Here is a 17,123-nt window from a genome sequence, read left to right on the forward strand (position 1 = left end):
GCCAGGCACGACATCGCGGACCGAAGTGCCGCGACCGGCGACGGCGCCGCGCCCCCACGCCGACCGCCATGCGGTCAGCTGGGCCGAGCTTGCGGCATACGCGATCGGGCCGCGGCCGGCCCACGCGTGCGGGCCCGAGCCCAGGGGGCAGTGCTCGCCCGAGGTGCACACGGCCGGTCGGTGGCGTCGAGCCTCAGGCGACTCTCCCGGTGACGAGGGCGAAGGTGACGAAGGCGCCGTCGTCGGCCTCGAGCATGCCCTGCACCGGGGAGCTGGTCTGGCCCTTGAGCTCCATCACGGCGCGCTCCCACAACAGCCAGTTGGCGCAGGCGTCGGGCTGGTTGCGGGCGGTGACCCGGGAGAAGGCACGGCTGAACTCCCACTGGCTGCGCAGCCAGTCGGCGGTGTGCCAGGCAGCGGACTCGGCGCCGACGACCTGGTCGATGTGCTCCGGGATCTCGCCGAGCTCGCGAACCTCGGTGGTCAGGGCGGGCGTCGCCACCCCCAGCTGGCCGCCGGACTTCAGGAAGGTGGCGAGGTAGGGCGGGTAGTGGTCGCCGGTGCCGAAGTACTCCCAGGCGTCGATGCTGACGATGGCGTCGAACGACCCACGCCCGAAGGGCAGGGCGTGCGCGTCGACCCGCACGGCCAGCACGCGGTCGTCGACCTCCTCCTTGCGGAAGACGGCGGCCGCCGCGCTGGGGTCTACCCACAGGTCGGCGGCGACCACGTGGAGGCCGTACTCCTTGGCGAGGAAGACCGACGTGGCTCCAAGGCCCGAGCCGAGGTCGAGCACCCGCATGCCCGGGCGCAGGTCGAGGTCTGCGGCGAGGTCCTCGAGCAGCCAGAGCGGGTGCGGGCCCATGTCGAGGTCGACGAGCCACCGCGCGTCGTACTTCGACGACTTCGGGTAGCCGTCGCGGGTCAGGTGGTCGAGGGCAGGCATGTCTCGATCGTGGAGGACGCCGTGCGATGGCGTCGAGTCATTCCACCCGTCGAGTGGCGCCCGGCGTCTCAGGGGGCGGTGACGAGGCGGTCCGGGGTGAGGTCGACGAGGGACGTGCAGCCGGTGAGCGCCATCTGCAGGTCGAGCTCGGCACGCAGGTTGCGCAGCACCTCGGACACGCCGTCGGCGCCGGCGAGCGCAAGACCGTAGACGTGCGGCCGACCGATGCCGACGGCAGTCGCCCCCAGGCACAGGGCCATGAAGGCGTCTGCGCCGCAGCGGATCCCGCTGTCGAAGAGCACGGGCACGCCCGACCCGGCGCCTCGGACCGCCTCCACGACCCCCGGCAGCGCGTCGAGGGCGGCCACCGAGCGGTCGACCTGCCGGCCGCCGTGGTTCGACACGTAGACCCCGTCGACGCCGGCGTCCACGGCGCGGCGCGCGTCCTCCGGGTGCAGGATCCCCTTGAGGACGATGGGCAGCCTCGTCATCTCGCGCAGGCGGGGCAGGTCGGCCCAGGTGAGCGAGGGCCGGCTGAAGACGTCGAGGAACGTCTCGACGGCCGCCCGGGGTTCCGGCGCGGTGAGGTTGTGCCGCAGGGCCCCGGGGTGGCGGCGGCTCATGGAGAGCAGCGTCGACACCGCCGCCGGCGTGGGACGCGGTCGCGTCGAGGACGCGTCCCCGGAGCCGGCCTCCACGCGCTCGGCGACGAGCCGGCGGAAGACGGGATCGGACGTGTACTGCGCGATGCCCTCCCCGCGGGCGAAGGGCAGGTGCCCCAGGTCGAGGTCGCGCGGACGCCAGCCGAGGTATGCCGTGTCGAGCGTGACGACGAGGGCCTCGCTGCCGCACGCCTCGGCCCGCGAGACCAGGCTCTCGACGAGGTCGTCGTCGCTGCTCCAGTAGAGCTGGAACCAGTGGCCGGAGCCGGCGAGGGCGCGCGCGACGTCCTCCATCGGCACCGAGGCCTGGGTGCTGAGGATCGGGGTGACCTGCTGCTCACGGGCCGCGCGGGCGACGGCGAGGTCGGCCTCGTCGTCGGCCATCGACAGCACGCCGACGGGCGCGACGAGGAAGGGGCTGTCGTGCCGGCGCCCGAACAGCTCGACCGACGTGTCGCGCTCGGTGGTGTCGACGAGCATGCGCGGGACCACCCGCCAGCGGGTGAAGGCAGCGGTGTTCGCGTCGGCACCGCTCTCCGACCCTGCGGAGCCGGCGACGTAGGCGTAGCCGCGCTTCGACATGACCCGGCGGGCGGCGGCCTCGAGCCGGGTCCCGTCGGTCGGGACGCTCGGACGGCGCCCGAAGGCCCCGGCACGGTAGATCGCCGACTGGGCGGTGCGGCCGAACCCGGCGAGCGGCACACGTGCTCCCTCGACGGGCACGTCGGCTACCACTTCACCGACACGGATCGGCGCCACCAGCGCTGGAGCTCGTCGGCCGGCTCGGCGGCGGCCCGGTTCCAGAGCCGGAGGTAGAGGTCGACCGGCGGGCCGGCGAGGGTGCGTTGGGCACTGAGGGTCTCGGGGGACGATGCTCCGACCCGCCGGGTGGTGACCCTCCCGTCACCGGCGACCGCGACGAGCCAGACCACGTCGGCGGCATCCGGCCGCACGAGCACGTGGGACGCGCCGCCGGGCGGCGGCGCGAGCCGGCGGCGGGGGACGAAGCCGGCGAGCAGCTCGTCGATGCCGTCGAGGGCGATGGCGGGACGGATCCACGTCTCCTCCGGCCTCGCCGGGCGTCGCAGCCGCGCGCCGAGGGCGTCGACCGCGTGCATCGTCGTCTCGTGGCACTGACGCCTGGTCCAGAACCGTCGGGGGGCCGGGGCGTCGCGGAGGAAGACCTCGGCCTCGAGGTCGTCGGGGGCGTCGACGGCGGCCTGCAGCAGGTCGGTGGCACCCTCGTCGAACCAGTCCAGCACGTCCGGCGACTCGCGTCCCTCGCGTTCGAACCGCTCTGGTTCCACCGGTGCGCCGCGCAGGTGGCTCGCCGCCCACCGGTGCACCATCCCCTGGTGCACGACGAGGTCGAGCACCGTCCACTCCGGGCAGGTCGGCACCGGCGCACCCAGCCCGGCGGCCATCGCGTTGGCGCGCAGCACCGTCGACGCCGCTCCGAGGGCGTCGCCGAGCTCGTCGAAGGTGGGGCCGGCCGCTTCTGCTGGTCGGGCCGGTTCAGCGGGTCCTCCGGGTCCCCCGCGCGCCGGGGTCGGTGCAGGCATGGCGGTGAGTCTGCCGTACTTCGGCAGGGGAGAGCCGGCACCTGCCCGGCACCGCGGTCAGGCGGCGGTAGATTTGCCCGGCGGGACGGTCACCACCGTCAGCCGCCCGTCACCCAGCCACCTACCGAGCACCCCCCGGAGGCCCCCGTGGACGCCAGCGACCTGCTGCGCAACTCACTCCTGCAGCTGTCGAAGCAGGAGCGGATCCGAGACGTCATCGAGAAGGCGCCGGTGTCCCGTTCGGTGGTGCGCCGGTTCGTCCCCGGGGCCGAGCGTGCCGACGTCGTGGCGGCCGCCACCGAGATCGCCGCCTCCGGGCGCCTGTCGACGATCGACTACCTCGGCGAGGACACGACCGACCTCGCGCAGGCGCAGCACACCCGCGACGCGTACCTCTCCCTGCTCACCGCGCTGCGCGACCAGGGGCTCACCGAGGGCGGGACCGTCGAGGTGTCGCTGAAGCTCAGCGCCCTGGGGCAGGCGCTGCCGGGCGACGGCAACAAGATCGCCCTCGACCACGCCCGCGAGATCTGCGAGCTGGCGAAGCAGGCCGGCACCACGGTCACCCTCGACATGGAGGACCACACGACCACCGACCTCACTCTGGAGGCCCTGCGCGAGCTGCGCGCCGACTACCCGACCGTGGGGGCGGTGCTGCAGGCGTACCTCTACCGCACCGAGGCGGACTGCCGTGACCTCGCCCACGCCGGGTCGCGCGTGCGCCTGTGCAAGGGCGCCTACAAGGAGCCGGAGTCGGTGGCGTTCCAGTCCGGTGCCGAGGTCGACAAGTCCTACGTCCGCTGCCTCAAGGTCCTCATGCAGGGCGAGGGCTACCCGATGATCGCCTCGCACGACCCGCGCCTCATCGAGATCGCCGGGGCGCTCGCCGGCCAGGCCGGCCGGGACCCGAAGTCGTTCGAGTACCAGATGCTCTACGGCATCAGGCCCGAGGAGCAGAAGCGCATCTCCGACCGCGGCGACCAGATGCGGGTCTACATCCCCTACGGGCAGGAGTGGTACGGCTACCTCATGCGCCGCATGGCCGAGAAGCCGGCCAACGTCATGTTCTTCCTGCGCGGCGTCGCGACGAAGAGCTGACGGCAGAAGCGAGTCGATCCGAGAGACGGATGGGAGCACCCGATGACGACGACGGCCATCTTCGGCGCAGGCGTGATGGGCGAGACGCTCGTGTCCGGGCTGATCCGGGCCGGCCGCGAGCCTGGCGACCTCATCGTCACCGGCCGCACCCCGGACAAGGTGAACGCGCTGGCCGAGCGCTACGGCGTCCGCGCCCTGTCCAACACCGAGGCGGCCGAGGTGGCCGACACGCTGGTGCTCTGCGTCAAGCCGCAGGACATGGGCGCCCTGCTCGAGGAGATCAACCACCACGTCGCCCAGGGCAACGCCGTCGTGTCCCTCGCAGCCGGCATCACGACCGAGTTCCTCGAGTCGCGCCTGCCCGGCGGCACCTCGGTCATCCGGGTCATGCCGAACACGCCCGCCCTCGTCGACCAGGGGATGGCCGGCATCTCGCCCGGCACCCACTGCACCGACGCCCACCTCGCCGAGGCTGAGGCGCTCCTCAGCTCGTGTGGCCGGGTCGTGCGGCTGCCCGAGAAGCACCTCGACGCCGTCACCGCGATCTCCGGCAGTGGTCCGGCCTACATCTTCTACGTCGTCGAGGCGATGATCGAGGCCGGCGTCGTGCTTGGTCTGCCTCGCGCCACCGCCACCGAGCTGGTGGTCCAGACGCTCTACGGGGCGGCCACCATGCTCAAGGAGACGAAGGAGCACCCCACCGTGCTGCGCGAGCAGGTCAGCTCGCCCGGCGGCACCACCGTCGCGGCCCTGCGCCAGCTGGACGACCACAAGGTGCGGGCGGCGTTCGTCACGGCCATGGAGGCGGCCGCGGCGCGATCCAAAGAGCTGGCGTCCGGCCAGGGCTGAGGGCAGTGTGGGGTCATGGATGAGCGCCCCCCGATGCACGCCCCGATGCACCTGCACCGCGTCTCCGCCGACGACTGGGAGTCGCACCGCGACGTCCGGCTCGCGATGCTCCAGGACGCGCCCGATGCGTTCTGGTTCACCTACGCCGACGAGGCCGTCTACGACGAGGCGGACTGGCGCGAGCGCATCGAGGGGGCCTGGCTGGTCCAGGCCCGCGACGCCGAGGGCGTCCTGGGCAGCGCCGGTCTCGGATCGCACTGGGAGCCCGAGCGAGCCGGGACCGCAACGCTTTTCGCGATGTACGTCGCTCCACGGGCGCGCGGGCGAGGCGTGGGGGAGGCCCTCGTCAACGCCGTCCTCGACGAGGCTCGCCAGCTCGGCAAGTCCGAGGTCGTCCTCGAGGTGACGAGCGGCAACCCCACGGCGGAGGCGCTGTATGCGCGGTGCGGGTTCGTGCGCACGGGCGCGGTCCACGACCACCCGCGGCGCCCCGATCTGCAGGAGATCGAGATGGTCCACCGGTTCTGAGGGTCCTGCGACGGGTGGGCGGTCGCCGGGTGCCCGGGGTCGCCGGATGTTCACCAGCCTGCGGGTGCTTTCCGGTTCCCGTCGTGCCATGGTTGGCCCATGACCGACATCACCGTGCGTCCCCTCGGCGAGGACGACTGGGCGGACTACCGTTCCGTGCGGCTCGCCGCACTGCGTGAGTCGCCCGAGGCGTTCGTGGCCACGGCCGAGGAGGAGGAGGCCTACGACGAGGCCTTCTGGCGGGTGCGGATGCAGCGCTCCGACCGCCTCGTGGCCGAGCGGGAGGGCCAGGCGGTCGGCGTCGTCAGCGTCGGCACGGCGAAGACGAACGACGTGCCGGCCGGCGAGCTGTTCGGCCTCTGGGTCCGTCCCGAGGCGCGCGGTTCCGGCGTGGCGACCCTCCTGGTCCAGAAGGGGGCGTCCCTCGCCGCCAAGCGCGGCCAGACGCACCTCGTCTACTGGGTCGGCACCGAGAACGGGCGCGCGGTCGCCTTCGCCAGCGGGATGGGCTTCCGTCCCACCGACTACCGTCGCCCGATGGGCGTCGTCAGCGAGGAGGACGGTGAGGAGGAGGTGGCCATGGTGCTGCCCCTCGGGAGCGAGGTCGACCCCGCCCTGCGCCTCTGACCTGCCCTCGCACCGAGCCCGTATGCCTTCCCGCCCGCCCGGCGCGACGGCATACGTCGTCCGTGCGCCGGCTCGGGGACGGTCAGGGACGCGCGGCGAAGCGCTCGATGAGCTCGACCGGGCCACTGACGATGAGCATGTGGTGGGCCGAGATCTTCGTCTGCGGGACCGCGTAGGTGAAGTCCTCGCCGGGCGCCTTGACCCCCACGACCGTGACGCCGTACTTCCGGCGGATCGAGCTCTGCTCGAGCGTGAAGCCGATCGTCTCCGCCGGCGGCTTGAGCTTGACGATGGCGAAGCCGTCGTCGAACTCGATGTAGTCGAGCAGCTTGCCGTTGACGAGGTGCGCGACGCGGCGGCCGGAGTCGGCCTCGGGGGAGATGACGTGGTGGACCCCGATGCGCTCGAGGATGCGCTTGTGCTCGGGCGAGAGGGCCTTGGCCCAGATCGACGGGACCTCGGCGTCGACGAGGTTGGCGGCCGCCAGCACCGAGGACTCGACGGACGAGCCGATGCCGACGATGGCGATCTTGGGTGCCGCGTGGCGGATCATCTCGAGCGCCGACGACTGGGCCATGTCGGCGTGCACCACCTTGGAGACCTTGTTGACATAGCTCTCCGCGATGGCGTTGTCGCGCTCGACCGCGACCACCCGGTGGCCGAGCCGGGTGAGCTCGAGTGCGACGGCCGAGCCGAAGCGTCCCAGCCCGATGACGATCACGTCGTCGCCGAAGAGCCGGTTGCGGCCCATGGGTGTTACCTCCGTCATCCGACACGCGTTTCCGCGATAGCGTCTCAATCATGCCAACTCAGGCCCGGGTCGTCTGGGACGCCTCCTTCACGAGGTACGACTTCGGCCCCACCCACCCGATGGCGCCGGTGCGCCTGGACCTGACGGCCCGGCTGTGCGAGGCCCTCGGCGTCTTCGACGTCGACGGCGTCGAGGTCGAGGGGGCGCAGGTGGCGCCCGACGAGCTGCTCGAGACCATCCATGACGCCGACTACGTCGCAGCGGTCAAGCTCGCCTCGCAGGACCCCAGCCGGGCGGACGAGTCCTACGGCCTCGGCACCGAGGACGACCCCGCGTTCGTCGGCATGCACGACGCGAGTGCCCGGGTCGTGTCCGGCACCGTCGACAGCGTCCGCGCCGTCTGGGAGGGCCGCACCGACCACGGCGTCAACTTCACCGGCGGGCTGCACCACGCCATGCGCGACAAGGCGAGCGGCTTCTGCGTCTACAACGACATCGCCGTCGGCATCCAGTGGCTCCTCGACCACGGCGCCGAGCGGGTCGCCTACGTCGACGTCGACGTGCACCACGGCGACGGCGTCGAGCGCATCTTCTGGGACGACCCGCGGGTGCTGACCATCTCCGTCCACGAGACGGGGCGGGCACTCTTCCCGGGCACGGGCTGGCCCACCGACGTGGGCGGTCCCGACGCCGAGGGCAGCGCCGTCAACGTCGCACTGCCGCCCGGCCTCAACGACGCCGGGTGGCTGCGGGCGATCCATGCCGTCGCCATGCCCCTCGTCCGGGCCTTCAAGCCGGACGTGCTCGTGACGCAGCACGGGTGCGACACCCACACCGAGGACCCCCTGGCCCACTTCGCCGTCACGGTCGACGCCCAGCGGGCCGTGGCCGACGCGCTGCACCGGCTCTCGCACGACGTCTGCGGCGGTCGCTGGGTCGCGCTCGGCGGCGGTGGCTACGAGGTCATCGACGTCGTCCCCCGCACCTGGACCCACCTGACGGCCATCGCCGCCCACGCGCCGATCAAGACCTCCGTCGAGGTGCCCGAGGACTGGCGCGCCCACGTCGAGCAGGTCTTCGGCCGGCCCGGTCCGCGGCGGATGGGCGACCTGACGGCAGAGGACGGCCCGCTGTGGTGGCGCTCCTGGGAGATGGGCTATGACCCCGCCAGCGAGGTCGACCGGGCGATCATGGCCACGCGCATGGCCGTCTTCCCCCTGCACGGCCTCGACGTGCACTTCGACTGAGTCTTCTGCGCTTCGCTTCGCTGCGCGCGTGCCGCTGCGCCCTCTTGACGTCGCCTTCCTCCGCTTCGCTCGCTCGTTCCTGCTGTTGGCGCCTCGCTTCGCTGCGGCGCGTGCCGGGGCGCCCTTCAGGCGTCGCCTTCCTCCGCTCCGCTCGCTCGTTCCTCGCTCGCTGCGCTGCGTCCAGGCGACGCCGGCGCCGCGGCGATCCCCGGTGGGATCGCGAAATCGGGTCGCCCCCGGCCGGGATCCTGACGTAGCGTCCTCGGCACGGCGACGACGGGCCTGACGATCCTGAGCCGAGCACGACCAGAGGCCGACCGCGATCCGCGGCGGCGAAGGTGTGGTGGCACAGCGACATTCCCCATCGCCCACACCTCCGGGGCACGAAAACCCACCGGAGGTGAACGGAATGCAACCAACCCCATCCACGGCATCGTCGACGGCCACGGCATCGACGACACCGGCGACCAGCGCACCGCGCGTCCTGGCCCGCGAGCTCGCGTCCGCGCGACCCGGCGAGCGCGCCACGCTCGCCGGCTGGATCCACCGACGCCGCGTCCTCGCGAGCGTCACGTTCCTCGTCCTGCGGGACCGGTCGGGCCTGGCCCAGGTCGTCGTCAAGGACGCCGAGACGATCGAGCAGCTGGCCGGCCTGCCGGAGGAGACCGTCGTCGAGGTGACCGGCACCGTCTCGGCCAACGACGCGGCCCCGGGTGGCGCGGAGCTCGTCGAGGCCGCGATCACGGCCCTGACCGAGCCCGCGCTCGCGCCGCCCGCCGAGCTGTGGCGCCCCTCCTTCGCGGCCGGGCTGCCGACGCACCTCGACCACGCGGCGGTGACCCTTCGGCATCCGAGACACCGGGCCGCGTGGCAGCTGGCGAGTGCCTCGATGAGTGGGTTCCGTTCTGCGCTGGGCGCGCTCGACTTCACCGAGATCGCCACCCCCAAGCTCGTCGGCACCGCCACGGAGTCCGGGGCCAACGTCTTCACCGTCGACTACTTCGGCCGCACCGCCTACCTCGCGCAGAGTCCGCAGCTCTACAAGCAGATGCTCGTCGGGGTCTTCGAGCGGGTCTTCGAGGTCGGGCCGGTCTTCCGGGCCGAGCCGCACGACACGGTCCGCCACCTCGCGCAGTACACCTCGCTCGACGCCGAGCTCGGCTTCGTCCGCGACCACCGCGACGTCCTCGCGGTGCTGCGCGAGGCGATCGCCGGGATGGTCGGGGCCATCCGGGAGCAGGCCGCCGACGCCGCTGCGCTCCTCCAGGTGGAGCTGCCGGCGGTGCCCGAGGAGTTCCCCGTCATCCACTTCCGCGACGCCTTGGCTCGCGTTGGTGCGCACCCGGAGGAGCCGGACCTCAGCCCCGGGCACGAGCGCGCGCTCAGCGGGTGGGCCAAGGCGGCATACGGCTCGGACTTCCTTGCGGTGGAGGGCTATCCGATGTCGAAGCGGCCCTTCTACACGCATCCGCAGCCCGGCGACGAGCGGTGGAGCAACAGCTTCGACCTGCTCTTCCGCGGCCTCGAGCTGACGACCGGTGGGCAGCGCCTGCACCGCCCCTCCGACTACGCGGCAGCGATGCAGCGGACCGGCACCGACCCGTCCGTCCTCGGTGGCTACCTCGACGCCTTCGCCCACGGCATGCCGCCGCATGGCGGTTTCGCGATCGGTCTGGAAAGGTGGGTCGGGCGCCTGACGGGGGCCGAGAACATCCGGGAGGTGACTCTGTTCCCGCGCGACCTGCACCGGCTGGAGCCATGAGGACGGGCCTACCGGGCACATCCACAGCGATCGCGTCGGCGTGTCGAGTTGCGCGGAGCGGATTGATTGATCCGATCGCTTCCCCTCCAGTCACATCTGCCCCTAGTGTTGCTTCTTGCACCTGCGTGCAGTTTCGCCGGAGGGGAAGCCGTCGACACGCGGGTGCACCCACTGAAGATCGGGGTCATTACATGTCGAACGAGCGCCAGCTCAACGAGGTGCGGTTCCTCACCGTCGCCGAAGTCGCCTCGATCATGCGCGTGTCCAAGATGACGGTCTACCGACTCGTCCACGGCGGGGACCTTCCCGCCGTCCGGGTCGGCCGCTCCTTCCGGGTTCCGGAGGATGCGGTGCACAAGTACCTGCAGACGTCCTACATCGACACCGCGTGACAGCAGCGTCACCACGCACCGAGGGGGCGGCCACGACCATCAGGTCCGGCCGCCCCCTCGGCGCGTCCGGGGCGAGGACGGCAGGGGGCGGCGCCGCGGGGAGCCGTCGGCACCCGCGTCCGGACCCTCGTCGTGCTTTTGGGGTCGGGGACCGTCACGCGCTAGGGTGTGGAGCCTGTTCGGCTCGTGAAGTTCGACCTATCCTTCTCCGAGGTGTGTCGACGCAGGTCGGCACCAGCTCAGTTCAAGGACACGTCTCACGACAAGGACAACCATGGGTTCTGTCATCAAGAAGCGGCGCAAGCGGATGGCGAAGAAGAAGCACCGCAAGCTGCTGCGCAAGACGCGCCACCAGCGTCGCAACAAGAAGTGACCTGACCAGCTCAGTCACCGGCGGAATCGCCCCGCACGCTCTCGACCCTCGCCCTTCGGTGAGGGTCGTTCGCGTACCGGGGCAGGTGCAACGAGAGTCTCGCCACATCCTGGGCTCCGGTCCGCGTGCGCCCCGCCGGAGCCGGGAGTCGCTCGGTAGGCTGCAACGTGCGGGGGCGAGACGACCTCCTTCCTGCAAGCGAGCAGGGCGCGGAACGACGCGCCCATCGACGAGCGCGCATCCACGAGCACGTACCGACCGACGACAGGAGGAGCCGATGGCCAAGGTCGTCCTGGTCACCGGGGTGTCCCGCTACCTCGGCGGGCTCTTCGCCCGGCGGCTCTCGAACGACCCCTCCGTCGACCGGATCCTCGGGGTCGACGTCGTGCCACCCCGGCACTCCATCGGCCGGGCCGAGTTCGTGCGCGCCGACATCCGCAACCCGATGATCGGGCGCATCATGGCCCAGGCGGCCGTCGACACGGTCGTGCACATGAACGTCATCGCGACGCCTCGCGACACCGGCGGCCGGGTGACGCAGAAGGAGATCAACGTCATCGGCACGATGCAGCTGCTCGCTGCGTGCCAGAAGTCCGAGTCGGTCAGCCGCCTCGTCGTGAAGTCCTCCGCCGCGGTCTACGGCTCCTCTCCCCGCGACCCCGCGATGTTCAGCGAGGACATGAACCCCAAGACCCTCCCGCGCACCGGGTTCGGCAAGGACTCCGTCGAGGTCGAGGGTTACGTACGCGGCTTCTCCCGGCGGCGTCCCGACGTCGAGATCACGATGCTGCGCCTGGCCAACGTCGTCGGCCCGAACATCCGCACGGCGCTCACCGACTACTTCGCACTGCCCCTCGTGCCGGTGCCTCTCGGCTACGACGCCCGCTTCCAGCTCGTCCACGAGGACGACGCCACGGCGGCGATGGTCCTCGCGACGACAGGGCCCGCCGCCGGCATCGTCAACGTGGCGGGCGACGGCTTCGTCACGGTCACCCAGTGCACGGCGATCGCCCGCCGCCCCATCGTGCCGGTTCCGCTGCCGGCCGCGGGCCTGCTCGGCACCGTCATCCGGCGCAGCGGCCTCGCCGACTTCTCGTCGGACCAGCTGACCTTCCTCGCCTTCGGCCGCGGGATCGACACCAGCCGGATGCGCTCCGTCCTCGGTTTCGAGCCGCGGTTCACCACGCGGGCAGCGTTCGAAGACTTCGCCCGGCACCTGGAGCCCGTGGTGCCCGGCGTCGATGGTGTGGGTGAAGCAGTCAGTGGGGCTGCGGGTGGCACTGCGGCAGCCCTCTCCCGCGTCTTCGACAGGATCCAACCGTGACCGCCGAGAGCAGCGGCGCAGCCGCCACGAACTCCCTGAACGCACCGACTCAGGACACCGGCGACACCGCTCCCGCGAGCCGTGAGGTCGCGCCGACGAAGGCCACCGTGAAGAAGGGGGCGACCACGAAGTCGGCGGCCCGGAAGGCGACGGCCAAGAACTCGTCGTCGCAGAGGACGGCGGCGAAGAAGACGACGGCCAAGAGCTCGGCGAGCCGGCAGGGGACGGCCGGGAGCGCGGCGACCCGGAAGACGGCGGCGAAGACGACGGCGAAGAAGACGACGGCGAAGGACGCGGGCGCGAAGCCGTCGACGACCAGCACGTCGGTGGCCTCGCGGGACGGGGCCACGAGGGCCGCGGACGCGAACACGGCGGCCCCGAACGCCGCGTCGAGCCGTGAAGGCGTCTCCGCGCGCCCGGCTCGGGGCGCGTTCGCCGCCGGGGCGGCCCGCGCGTCGGGCGAGCGTCGCCGGCGCAGCGGCACGCCGCTCCTGCCGCCCGCCCCGTTCGAGGTCAGCGCTGCTCGGCGGGACCTGACGGGCGCCACCCGCGACCCGCGACTCGACGCGGTCGTGGAGTCCGAACAGGTCATCGAGGCCGCCGTCACGGAGGGGCCCACCGAAGTCGAGTCGGCCGCACGCACCCGGCCGCCGAGCGAACCGCTTACCGAGCCGCCCACCGAACCGCAGAGCGGGTGGCCGGATGACGTGCCGGCCGACCTGCCGGCCGAGCCGACGCCACCGAGGAGCCGGCCCACCCGCGCCTCCGTGCGGTCACCGCGACGGACCGGCGGCGCTCCGACGAGGCTGCGCGCCGTTCCGCCTGTCGAGGACGCCCCGGCGGCGGAGGCGTCGACCGCGGGGACGGGCACACGGCATACGCTCCCGGGCGGCGAGGGTGGCTGGGAGCACGCGCTCGCCGCCGTCCAGACCCGCGCCGAGAGGCTGGTCGGCTCCGTGCTCGAGGGCGCTGAGGTCTCGTCCGAGGCGCGCCCGGGGCCGGCCGAGCTCGTCGAGCTCGCCGTCAACGTGCTGCGCGCGGCGGCCAGCTCCGCCGGGGTGCCTGCCGAGGACGTCGAGCGCCAGGTGGCGGAGACGCTCGCCTACGTGCGCCGCCGGCTGAGCGGCGACTACGTCGTCGACGAGTTCGGCTTCGACGAGGACTACACCGTCAACGTCCACCTCCCGCTGCTGCGGCCGCTCTACAAGAGCTGGTTCCGGGTCGAGGTGCGCGGCATCGAGAACATCCCCGACGTCGGGGGAGCCCTCATCGTGGGCAACCACTCCGGCACGATCGCCCTCGACTCGCTGATGACGCAGGTCGCCGTCTACGACGAGCACCCCAAGCGCCGGCATCTGCGGATGCTCGGGGCCGACCTCGTCTTCCAGATGCCGTTCATCGGCACCATGGCGCGTCGGTCCGGCACGACCCTCGCGGCCAACAGCGACGCCGAGCGCCTGCTCGGCAGCGGCGCGCTCGTCGGCGTGTGGCCCGAGGGCTTCAAGGGAGTCGGCAAGCCCTTCAGCGAGCGCTACAAGCTGCAGCGCTTCGGCCGTGGCGGCTTCGTGTCGGCGGCGCTGCGGGCCGGGGTCCCCATCGTCCCCGTGTCGATCGTCGGGGCCGAGGAGATCTACCCGATCCTCGGCAACATGCCGGCCGTCGCCCGCCTGCTCGGCCTGCCATATGCGCCCATCACGCCGACGTTCCCGCTGCTCGGGCCGCTCGGCCTGCTGCCGCTGCCCAGCAAGTGGCTCATCGAGTTCGGTCCGCCGATCGACACGTCCTCGTTCGGGCCCGAGGCCGCGGACGACCCCATGCTCGTCTTCGACCTCACCGACCAGGTGCGGGAGACGATCCAGCAGACGCTCTACAGCCTGCTCATGCAGCGCAGGTCCGTCTTCCTCTGACGTGCCCCCAGGGACCAGGCGTGGGTCGCTGTGGTCCGTGGCCCCTTAGGGCAGTAGGGGGATCGTCGGGGGCGGCGTCAGGGGAACAGTTACGGGGATGCTGGGCAGTCCCGAGAGACTCGGAACGCCGGGAGTCGGCGGGGGCACGACGACCTGGATCTTCGTCGAGGTGACGCCGACGTGGGGCGCAGGCAGCGTCGCACCGGGCAGCGTCACGCCGCCGCCGCCCACACCCACCGACGAGCTGTGGACGCCGACGGTCGGGAGGTTGACGGTGCTTCCGGGCAGAGGCGCTGCGTCGGTAACCGAACCCCCGGGGAGAGGGAGCCCGCCGGGCGTGGTCGCCGTGGAGCCGGGCGGACCAGCCGAGGTGCGGACAGCTCCGGGCCCGCTCGTGCTGCCCGGCCGCGCCGGCGTGCCGGCCGTGGTGCCGGGGGAGAACGTGCTGGTCGCTGAGCCGCCGCCCCGTGCCGTGGCCGCCAGACCTGCCAGGGCCGTCCGGGCCTGTACCGCCCGGTCGCCACAGGCCGCGCACGAGGCGAGGGCCCGCATCGTCGCGACGTCGCCCGCGCCGAGCGTCTCGCGCAGGCGCTGCCAGGCCGAGAGCGAACCCGCCGGCACACGCGGTCGCATCGCGTCGACCTGCGGGATGGCTCGCGCATAGAAGTCGGCCAGCTCGGTCAGGGCGCTGGTGCGGCCCTCGGTGCGGTAGGCCTCGAGGAGGATCGTCTGGGCGCGTCGCGTCGCGTCCGTGGCGGCGTCGTAGGCGGTGTCGAGGTCGTGCGTCGCCGGATTGCCCCCGTCGAGCAGGTCGCGGGCGTCGCTGATGTGCTCCTGCGCCTGGGCCAGGTAGGTCAGGCCCTCGTCGTAGCGGGAGCCGGCGAGCTGCACAGCTGCCCGGTCGAGGAGCTGCTTGATGCCGTAGAGCGTGTCTCCCGGGACGGCCGAGCGCGAGGCCGCGCCCAGCGCGCCACCGAGCACGAGAACGGCGGCTGCCGCCGCGGCGACGAGCCGCAGCGGCCGGGCCGCCACACGGAGCACCGACACGGTCCCGCCCGTGCGGGGAGGGTCGGCCTCGGTGGGGTGGGCCGGGGTGGGGTGGGCCGGGGTGGAGTGGGCTTCGGTGGGGGCGGTCTCGTCCCCGGGGCCTGCCCGGCCGTCCGCGCCGTCCGGCCCGTCCGGTCCCACCGGTGGGGCCGGCCGGGCGACGGGCGGGTCGTCGGCGAGGAGCCGGGCGCGCAGGTCGGACACGAACTCCGCGCTGGGGGCCAGGCGCGCCTGGTCGATGGCCTGGACCGCGTGCAGCACGGCGACGAGCTCGAGGATGCCCGGCTCGCTCACCTCGTCGCCCTCGAGGGCGCGCTGGAGCAGCTCGCCGTCGGCGTTCGCACCGAGGTCCATGGCTCCTGCCCCCTCTCGTGTCTGTCGTGGTGGTTTCTGTCACGTGTGCGTCGGTGGTGAGGGATCACGTCGTTCGTTCGGTCAGCTGGTGGCCGGTGGGCCTGTCACCCCGAGGGCGCCGGAGCTCTCGCGGGCAGAGCGGTCCCGCGCTCTTGGGCGCACGGGACGACCCGGCATACGGCGAGGGGTTGGTGGTGCACGTCGGTCGGGAGGGGCTCGGGGACCGTGGTCAGCACCGTCTTCGCTGCCATCGAGCCACCTGCGTTGTCGCGATCCACGGTCACGCCGGGCGGCGTGCCGTTCGTGGGTCCGGGGCCACACGCACCGGTCCTACGCCGAGAGAACGACGAGGCGGGCGGCGAGGTTACGGGGGTCACAGCTCGACTCCCTCGAGCGACTTGCGCAGCGCCCGGGTCGCCCGCAGCTGCAGCTGCTTGACGGCCCCCTCGGACTTGCCGAGCACCCGCGCCGTGTCGGCCAGGCTGAGGCCCTGGAGGAAGCGCAGCGTGATGCACTCCGCCTGGTCGGGCCCGAGCTGCTTGATCGCGGACACGAGTCGCTCGTCGCGCAGTCGTGTCAGCACCTCGGTGTCGGGCGCGTCGACCCGCTCGTCGGCGTCGCGCATGTCGGCCGTGGCGACCTCGAAGCGGAAGCGCGCCGACTTCACGTGGTCGGCGATGAGGTTGCGAGCGATCGTGACGAACCACGCCGCGATGTCCTTGCCCTGCCAGGTGAAGGAGTCGATGCGGCGCATCGCGCGCATGAAGGTCTCGGAGGTGAGGTCCTCCGCCAGGGCGCGGTTGGCCACCCTGACGAGCACGTAGCGGAACACGGTGTCGACGTAGAGGTCGTAGAGCTGCGCGAAGGCCTCCTTGTCGCCACCCTGCGCCAGCTGCACCAGGGCCGCGATGCGGACGTGCTGCTCGGGCTCACGCTCGAACCGGCGGTGGCCCGAGCCCTGCGGCGAGGGGTCCGTCAGCCCGAGCCCGGCGCCCTCGCCGGCGAGCGCTGCCCAGATCGCGTCGAGCGCCGAGCGCCAGGAGGGTGGGACGGCTGAAGTCACCGAGCAGGGGGCGTATGCCGGTACGCCGCCGACGGCGACCACGGTCGACCCCGCACCCGCCGCCGCACCCGCCGCTCGGAGAGGCGCCAGGACGCGCGTCAGCGCGCCCCGCGCCGGGTCCCTTCCCGGGGCGGGAACCGGTCGGGGCCCGGGGGCCGGCGTCCTGTTCGCGCGCATCGTGGACAGTCTGACGGACAGGAGGCGCGGATGGGACCCCTGGACCCATATGTGGCGGAGCCGACGTCGTGGCCGCGCGCGGCCACGAGGCCCCTCCGGGGTGCCTAGAGTGGTCGGTATGACCGGTGAGCAGCCCGCGCAGACCCCACCACCGCGGGTCGTGCTGCTCGGCCGGCCGGGCTGTCACCTCTGTGACGAGGCCCGTGTCGTCGTGGAGCGCGTCACGAGCGAGCTCGGGGTGGGCTGGGCGGAGCAGTCGGTCGACGACGACCCGGAGCTGCTCCGGCGCTACGCCGAGCAGATCCCCGTCACCTTCGTCGACGGCCGCCGCCACGACTTCTGGCGGGTCGACGAGGCGCGTCTCCGGGCGGCGCTGAGGTGACCTGCCTGACCGCCGTCCGCTATGCCGTGGTAGGCGGCCGAAGTCAACTTTGTGCATGGCTTCACAAACGTC

18 protein-coding genes are annotated in these 17,123 nt (G+C 72.6%); 11 read left to right on the top strand and 7 right to left on the bottom strand.

Going from position 1 to position 17,123, the window contains the following annotated elements:
- Nucleotides 1–193 precede the first annotated feature (193 nt).
- The 3 genes from LQK93_RS12250 to LQK93_RS12260 form a co-directional block, all read right to left on the bottom strand.
- Nucleotides 194–946 (bottom strand): SAM-dependent methyltransferase, encoded by a 753-nt coding sequence (locus LQK93_RS12250; protein ID WP_374968060.1) that lies wholly within the window; start codon nt 944–946, stop codon nt 194–196.
- Nucleotides 947–1,014: 68 nt separating this feature from the next.
- The gene (locus LQK93_RS12255) at nt 1,015–2,310 is read right to left on the bottom strand and encodes a lactate 2-monooxygenase (RefSeq protein WP_374968061.1); all 1,296 of its coding nucleotides are present in this window, start codon (nt 2,308–2,310) and stop codon (nt 1,015–1,017) included.
- 26 nt (nt 2,311–2,336) lie between these two features.
- Nucleotides 2,337–3,170, bottom strand: a complete 834-nt coding sequence (locus tag LQK93_RS12260; RefSeq protein ID WP_374968062.1) for a maleylpyruvate isomerase N-terminal domain-containing protein — start codon at nt 3,168–3,170, stop codon at nt 2,337–2,339.
- Between the two features lie 147 nt (nt 3,171–3,317).
- Here LQK93_RS12260 and LQK93_RS12265 point away from each other — a divergent pair, with 147 nt between their 5' ends.
- From LQK93_RS12265 to LQK93_RS12280, 4 genes are all read left to right on the top strand, one after another.
- A complete protein-coding gene (locus LQK93_RS12265; protein WP_374968063.1) occupies nt 3,318–4,268 on the top strand; it encodes a proline dehydrogenase family protein in 951 nt (316 codons plus the stop codon).
- Nucleotides 4,269–4,310: 42 nt separating this feature from the next.
- A complete protein-coding gene (gene proC / locus LQK93_RS12270) occupies nt 4,311–5,117 on the top strand; it encodes a pyrroline-5-carboxylate reductase (RefSeq protein WP_374968064.1) in 807 nt (268 codons plus the stop codon).
- Between the two features lie 15 nt (nt 5,118–5,132).
- Nucleotides 5,133–5,645 (top strand): GNAT family N-acetyltransferase, encoded by a 513-nt coding sequence (locus tag LQK93_RS12275; protein WP_374968065.1) that lies wholly within the window; start codon nt 5,133–5,135, stop codon nt 5,643–5,645.
- A 99-nt stretch (nt 5,646–5,744) separates the two neighbouring features.
- Nucleotides 5,745–6,272: a GNAT family N-acetyltransferase gene (locus tag LQK93_RS12280; protein WP_374968066.1), complete on the top strand. Its 528-nt coding sequence runs from the start codon at nt 5,745–5,747 to the stop codon at nt 6,270–6,272.
- A gap of 82 nt (nt 6,273–6,354) precedes the next feature.
- Here LQK93_RS12280 and LQK93_RS12285 read toward each other — a convergent pair whose 3' ends face one another.
- Nucleotides 6,355–7,023, bottom strand: a complete 669-nt coding sequence (locus LQK93_RS12285) for a potassium channel family protein (RefSeq protein WP_374968067.1) — start codon at nt 7,021–7,023, stop codon at nt 6,355–6,357.
- A gap of 50 nt (nt 7,024–7,073) precedes the next feature.
- Between LQK93_RS12285 and LQK93_RS12290 the strand changes: the two genes are divergently transcribed.
- From LQK93_RS12290 to LQK93_RS12310, 5 genes are all read left to right on the top strand, one after another.
- On the top strand, nt 7,074–8,270 hold the full coding sequence (locus LQK93_RS12290; RefSeq protein WP_374968068.1) for an acetoin utilization protein AcuC: 1,197 nt from the start codon (nt 7,074–7,076) through the stop codon (nt 8,268–8,270).
- 409 nt (nt 8,271–8,679) lie between these two features.
- Entirely contained in the window at nt 8,680–10,032 is a 1,353-nt protein-coding gene (gene aspS, locus LQK93_RS12295) for an aspartate--tRNA(Asn) ligase (RefSeq protein ID WP_374968069.1), read from the top strand.
- Nucleotides 10,033–10,223: 191 nt separating this feature from the next.
- A complete protein-coding gene (locus LQK93_RS12300; RefSeq protein WP_142182521.1) occupies nt 10,224–10,424 on the top strand; it encodes a helix-turn-helix domain-containing protein in 201 nt (66 codons plus the stop codon).
- A gap of 274 nt (nt 10,425–10,698) precedes the next feature.
- Nucleotides 10,699–10,797: a 30S ribosomal protein bS22 gene (locus tag LQK93_RS12305; protein WP_003792170.1), complete on the top strand. Its 99-nt coding sequence runs from the start codon at nt 10,699–10,701 to the stop codon at nt 10,795–10,797.
- Nucleotides 10,798–11,074: 277 nt separating this feature from the next.
- Nucleotides 11,075–12,121, top strand: a complete 1,047-nt coding sequence (locus LQK93_RS12310; RefSeq protein WP_374968070.1) for an NAD-dependent epimerase/dehydratase family protein — start codon at nt 11,075–11,077, stop codon at nt 12,119–12,121.
- Between the two features lie 49 nt (nt 12,122–12,170).
- Here LQK93_RS12310 and LQK93_RS12315 read toward each other — a convergent pair whose 3' ends face one another.
- Complete coding sequence (locus tag LQK93_RS12315) at nt 12,171–12,605, bottom strand: hypothetical protein (RefSeq protein ID WP_374968071.1); 435 nt, start codon at nt 12,603–12,605, stop codon at nt 12,171–12,173.
- Nucleotides 12,606–12,693: 88 nt separating this feature from the next.
- Here LQK93_RS12315 and LQK93_RS12320 point away from each other — a divergent pair, with 88 nt between their 5' ends.
- Complete coding sequence (locus LQK93_RS12320) at nt 12,694–14,028, top strand: 1-acyl-sn-glycerol-3-phosphate acyltransferase (RefSeq protein WP_374968072.1); 1,335 nt, start codon at nt 12,694–12,696, stop codon at nt 14,026–14,028.
- A gap of 45 nt (nt 14,029–14,073) precedes the next feature.
- Here LQK93_RS12320 and LQK93_RS12325 read toward each other — a convergent pair whose 3' ends face one another.
- Together LQK93_RS12325 and LQK93_RS12330 are read right to left on the bottom strand one after the other, a co-directional pair.
- The gene (locus LQK93_RS12325) at nt 14,074–15,429 is read right to left on the bottom strand and encodes a hypothetical protein (RefSeq protein ID WP_374968073.1); all 1,356 of its coding nucleotides are present in this window, start codon (nt 15,427–15,429) and stop codon (nt 14,074–14,076) included.
- A 373-nt stretch (nt 15,430–15,802) separates the two neighbouring features.
- Nucleotides 15,803–16,492, bottom strand: a complete 690-nt coding sequence (locus tag LQK93_RS12330; RefSeq protein ID WP_374968074.1) for an RNA polymerase sigma factor — start codon at nt 16,490–16,492, stop codon at nt 15,803–15,805.
- 295 nt (nt 16,493–16,787) lie between these two features.
- Here LQK93_RS12330 and LQK93_RS12335 point away from each other — a divergent pair, with 295 nt between their 5' ends.
- On the top strand, nt 16,788–17,051 hold the full coding sequence (locus LQK93_RS12335; protein WP_374968075.1) for a glutaredoxin family protein: 264 nt from the start codon (nt 16,788–16,790) through the stop codon (nt 17,049–17,051).
- The last annotated feature ends 72 nt before the right edge of the window (nt 17,052–17,123 follow it).

Origin of the sequence: Terrabacter sp. BE26 (assembly GCF_041941675.1) — a bacterium.
Taxonomy (GTDB): domain Bacteria; phylum Actinomycetota; class Actinomycetes; order Actinomycetales; family Dermatophilaceae; genus Terrabacter.

Bases quoted from the DNA above. Each gene is read 5' to 3' on its own strand.
- LQK93_RS12335 (WP_374968075.1), top strand. From the start codon at position 16,788: ATGACCGGTGAGCAGCCCGCGCAGACCCCACCACCGCGGGTCGTGCTG.
- LQK93_RS12275 (WP_374968065.1), top strand. From the start codon at position 5,133: ATGGATGAGCGCCCCCCGATGCACGCCCCGATGCACCTGCACCGCGTC.
- LQK93_RS12250 (WP_374968060.1), bottom strand. From the start codon at position 946: ATGCCTGCCCTCGACCACCTGACCCGCGACGGCTACCCGAAGTCGTCG.
- LQK93_RS12285 (WP_374968067.1), bottom strand. From the start codon at position 7,023: ATGGGCCGCAACCGGCTCTTCGGCGACGACGTGATCGTCATCGGGCTG.
- LQK93_RS12300 (WP_142182521.1), top strand. From the start codon at position 10,224: ATGTCGAACGAGCGCCAGCTCAACGAGGTGCGGTTCCTCACCGTCGCC.
- LQK93_RS12280 (WP_374968066.1), top strand. From the start codon at position 5,745: ATGACCGACATCACCGTGCGTCCCCTCGGCGAGGACGACTGGGCGGAC.
- LQK93_RS12305 (WP_003792170.1), top strand. From the start codon at position 10,699: ATGGGTTCTGTCATCAAGAAGCGGCGCAAGCGGATGGCGAAGAAGAAG.
- LQK93_RS12310 (WP_374968070.1), top strand. From the start codon at position 11,075: ATGGCCAAGGTCGTCCTGGTCACCGGGGTGTCCCGCTACCTCGGCGGG.
- aspS (WP_374968069.1), top strand. From the start codon at position 8,680: ATGCAACCAACCCCATCCACGGCATCGTCGACGGCCACGGCATCGACG.
- proC (WP_374968064.1), top strand. From the start codon at position 4,311: ATGACGACGACGGCCATCTTCGGCGCAGGCGTGATGGGCGAGACGCTC.
- LQK93_RS12325 (WP_374968073.1), bottom strand. From the start codon at position 15,429: ATGGACCTCGGTGCGAACGCCGACGGCGAGCTGCTCCAGCGCGCCCTC.
- LQK93_RS12260 (WP_374968062.1), bottom strand. From the start codon at position 3,170: ATGCCTGCACCGACCCCGGCGCGCGGGGGACCCGGAGGACCCGCTGAA.
- LQK93_RS12290 (WP_374968068.1), top strand. From the start codon at position 7,074: ATGCCAACTCAGGCCCGGGTCGTCTGGGACGCCTCCTTCACGAGGTAC.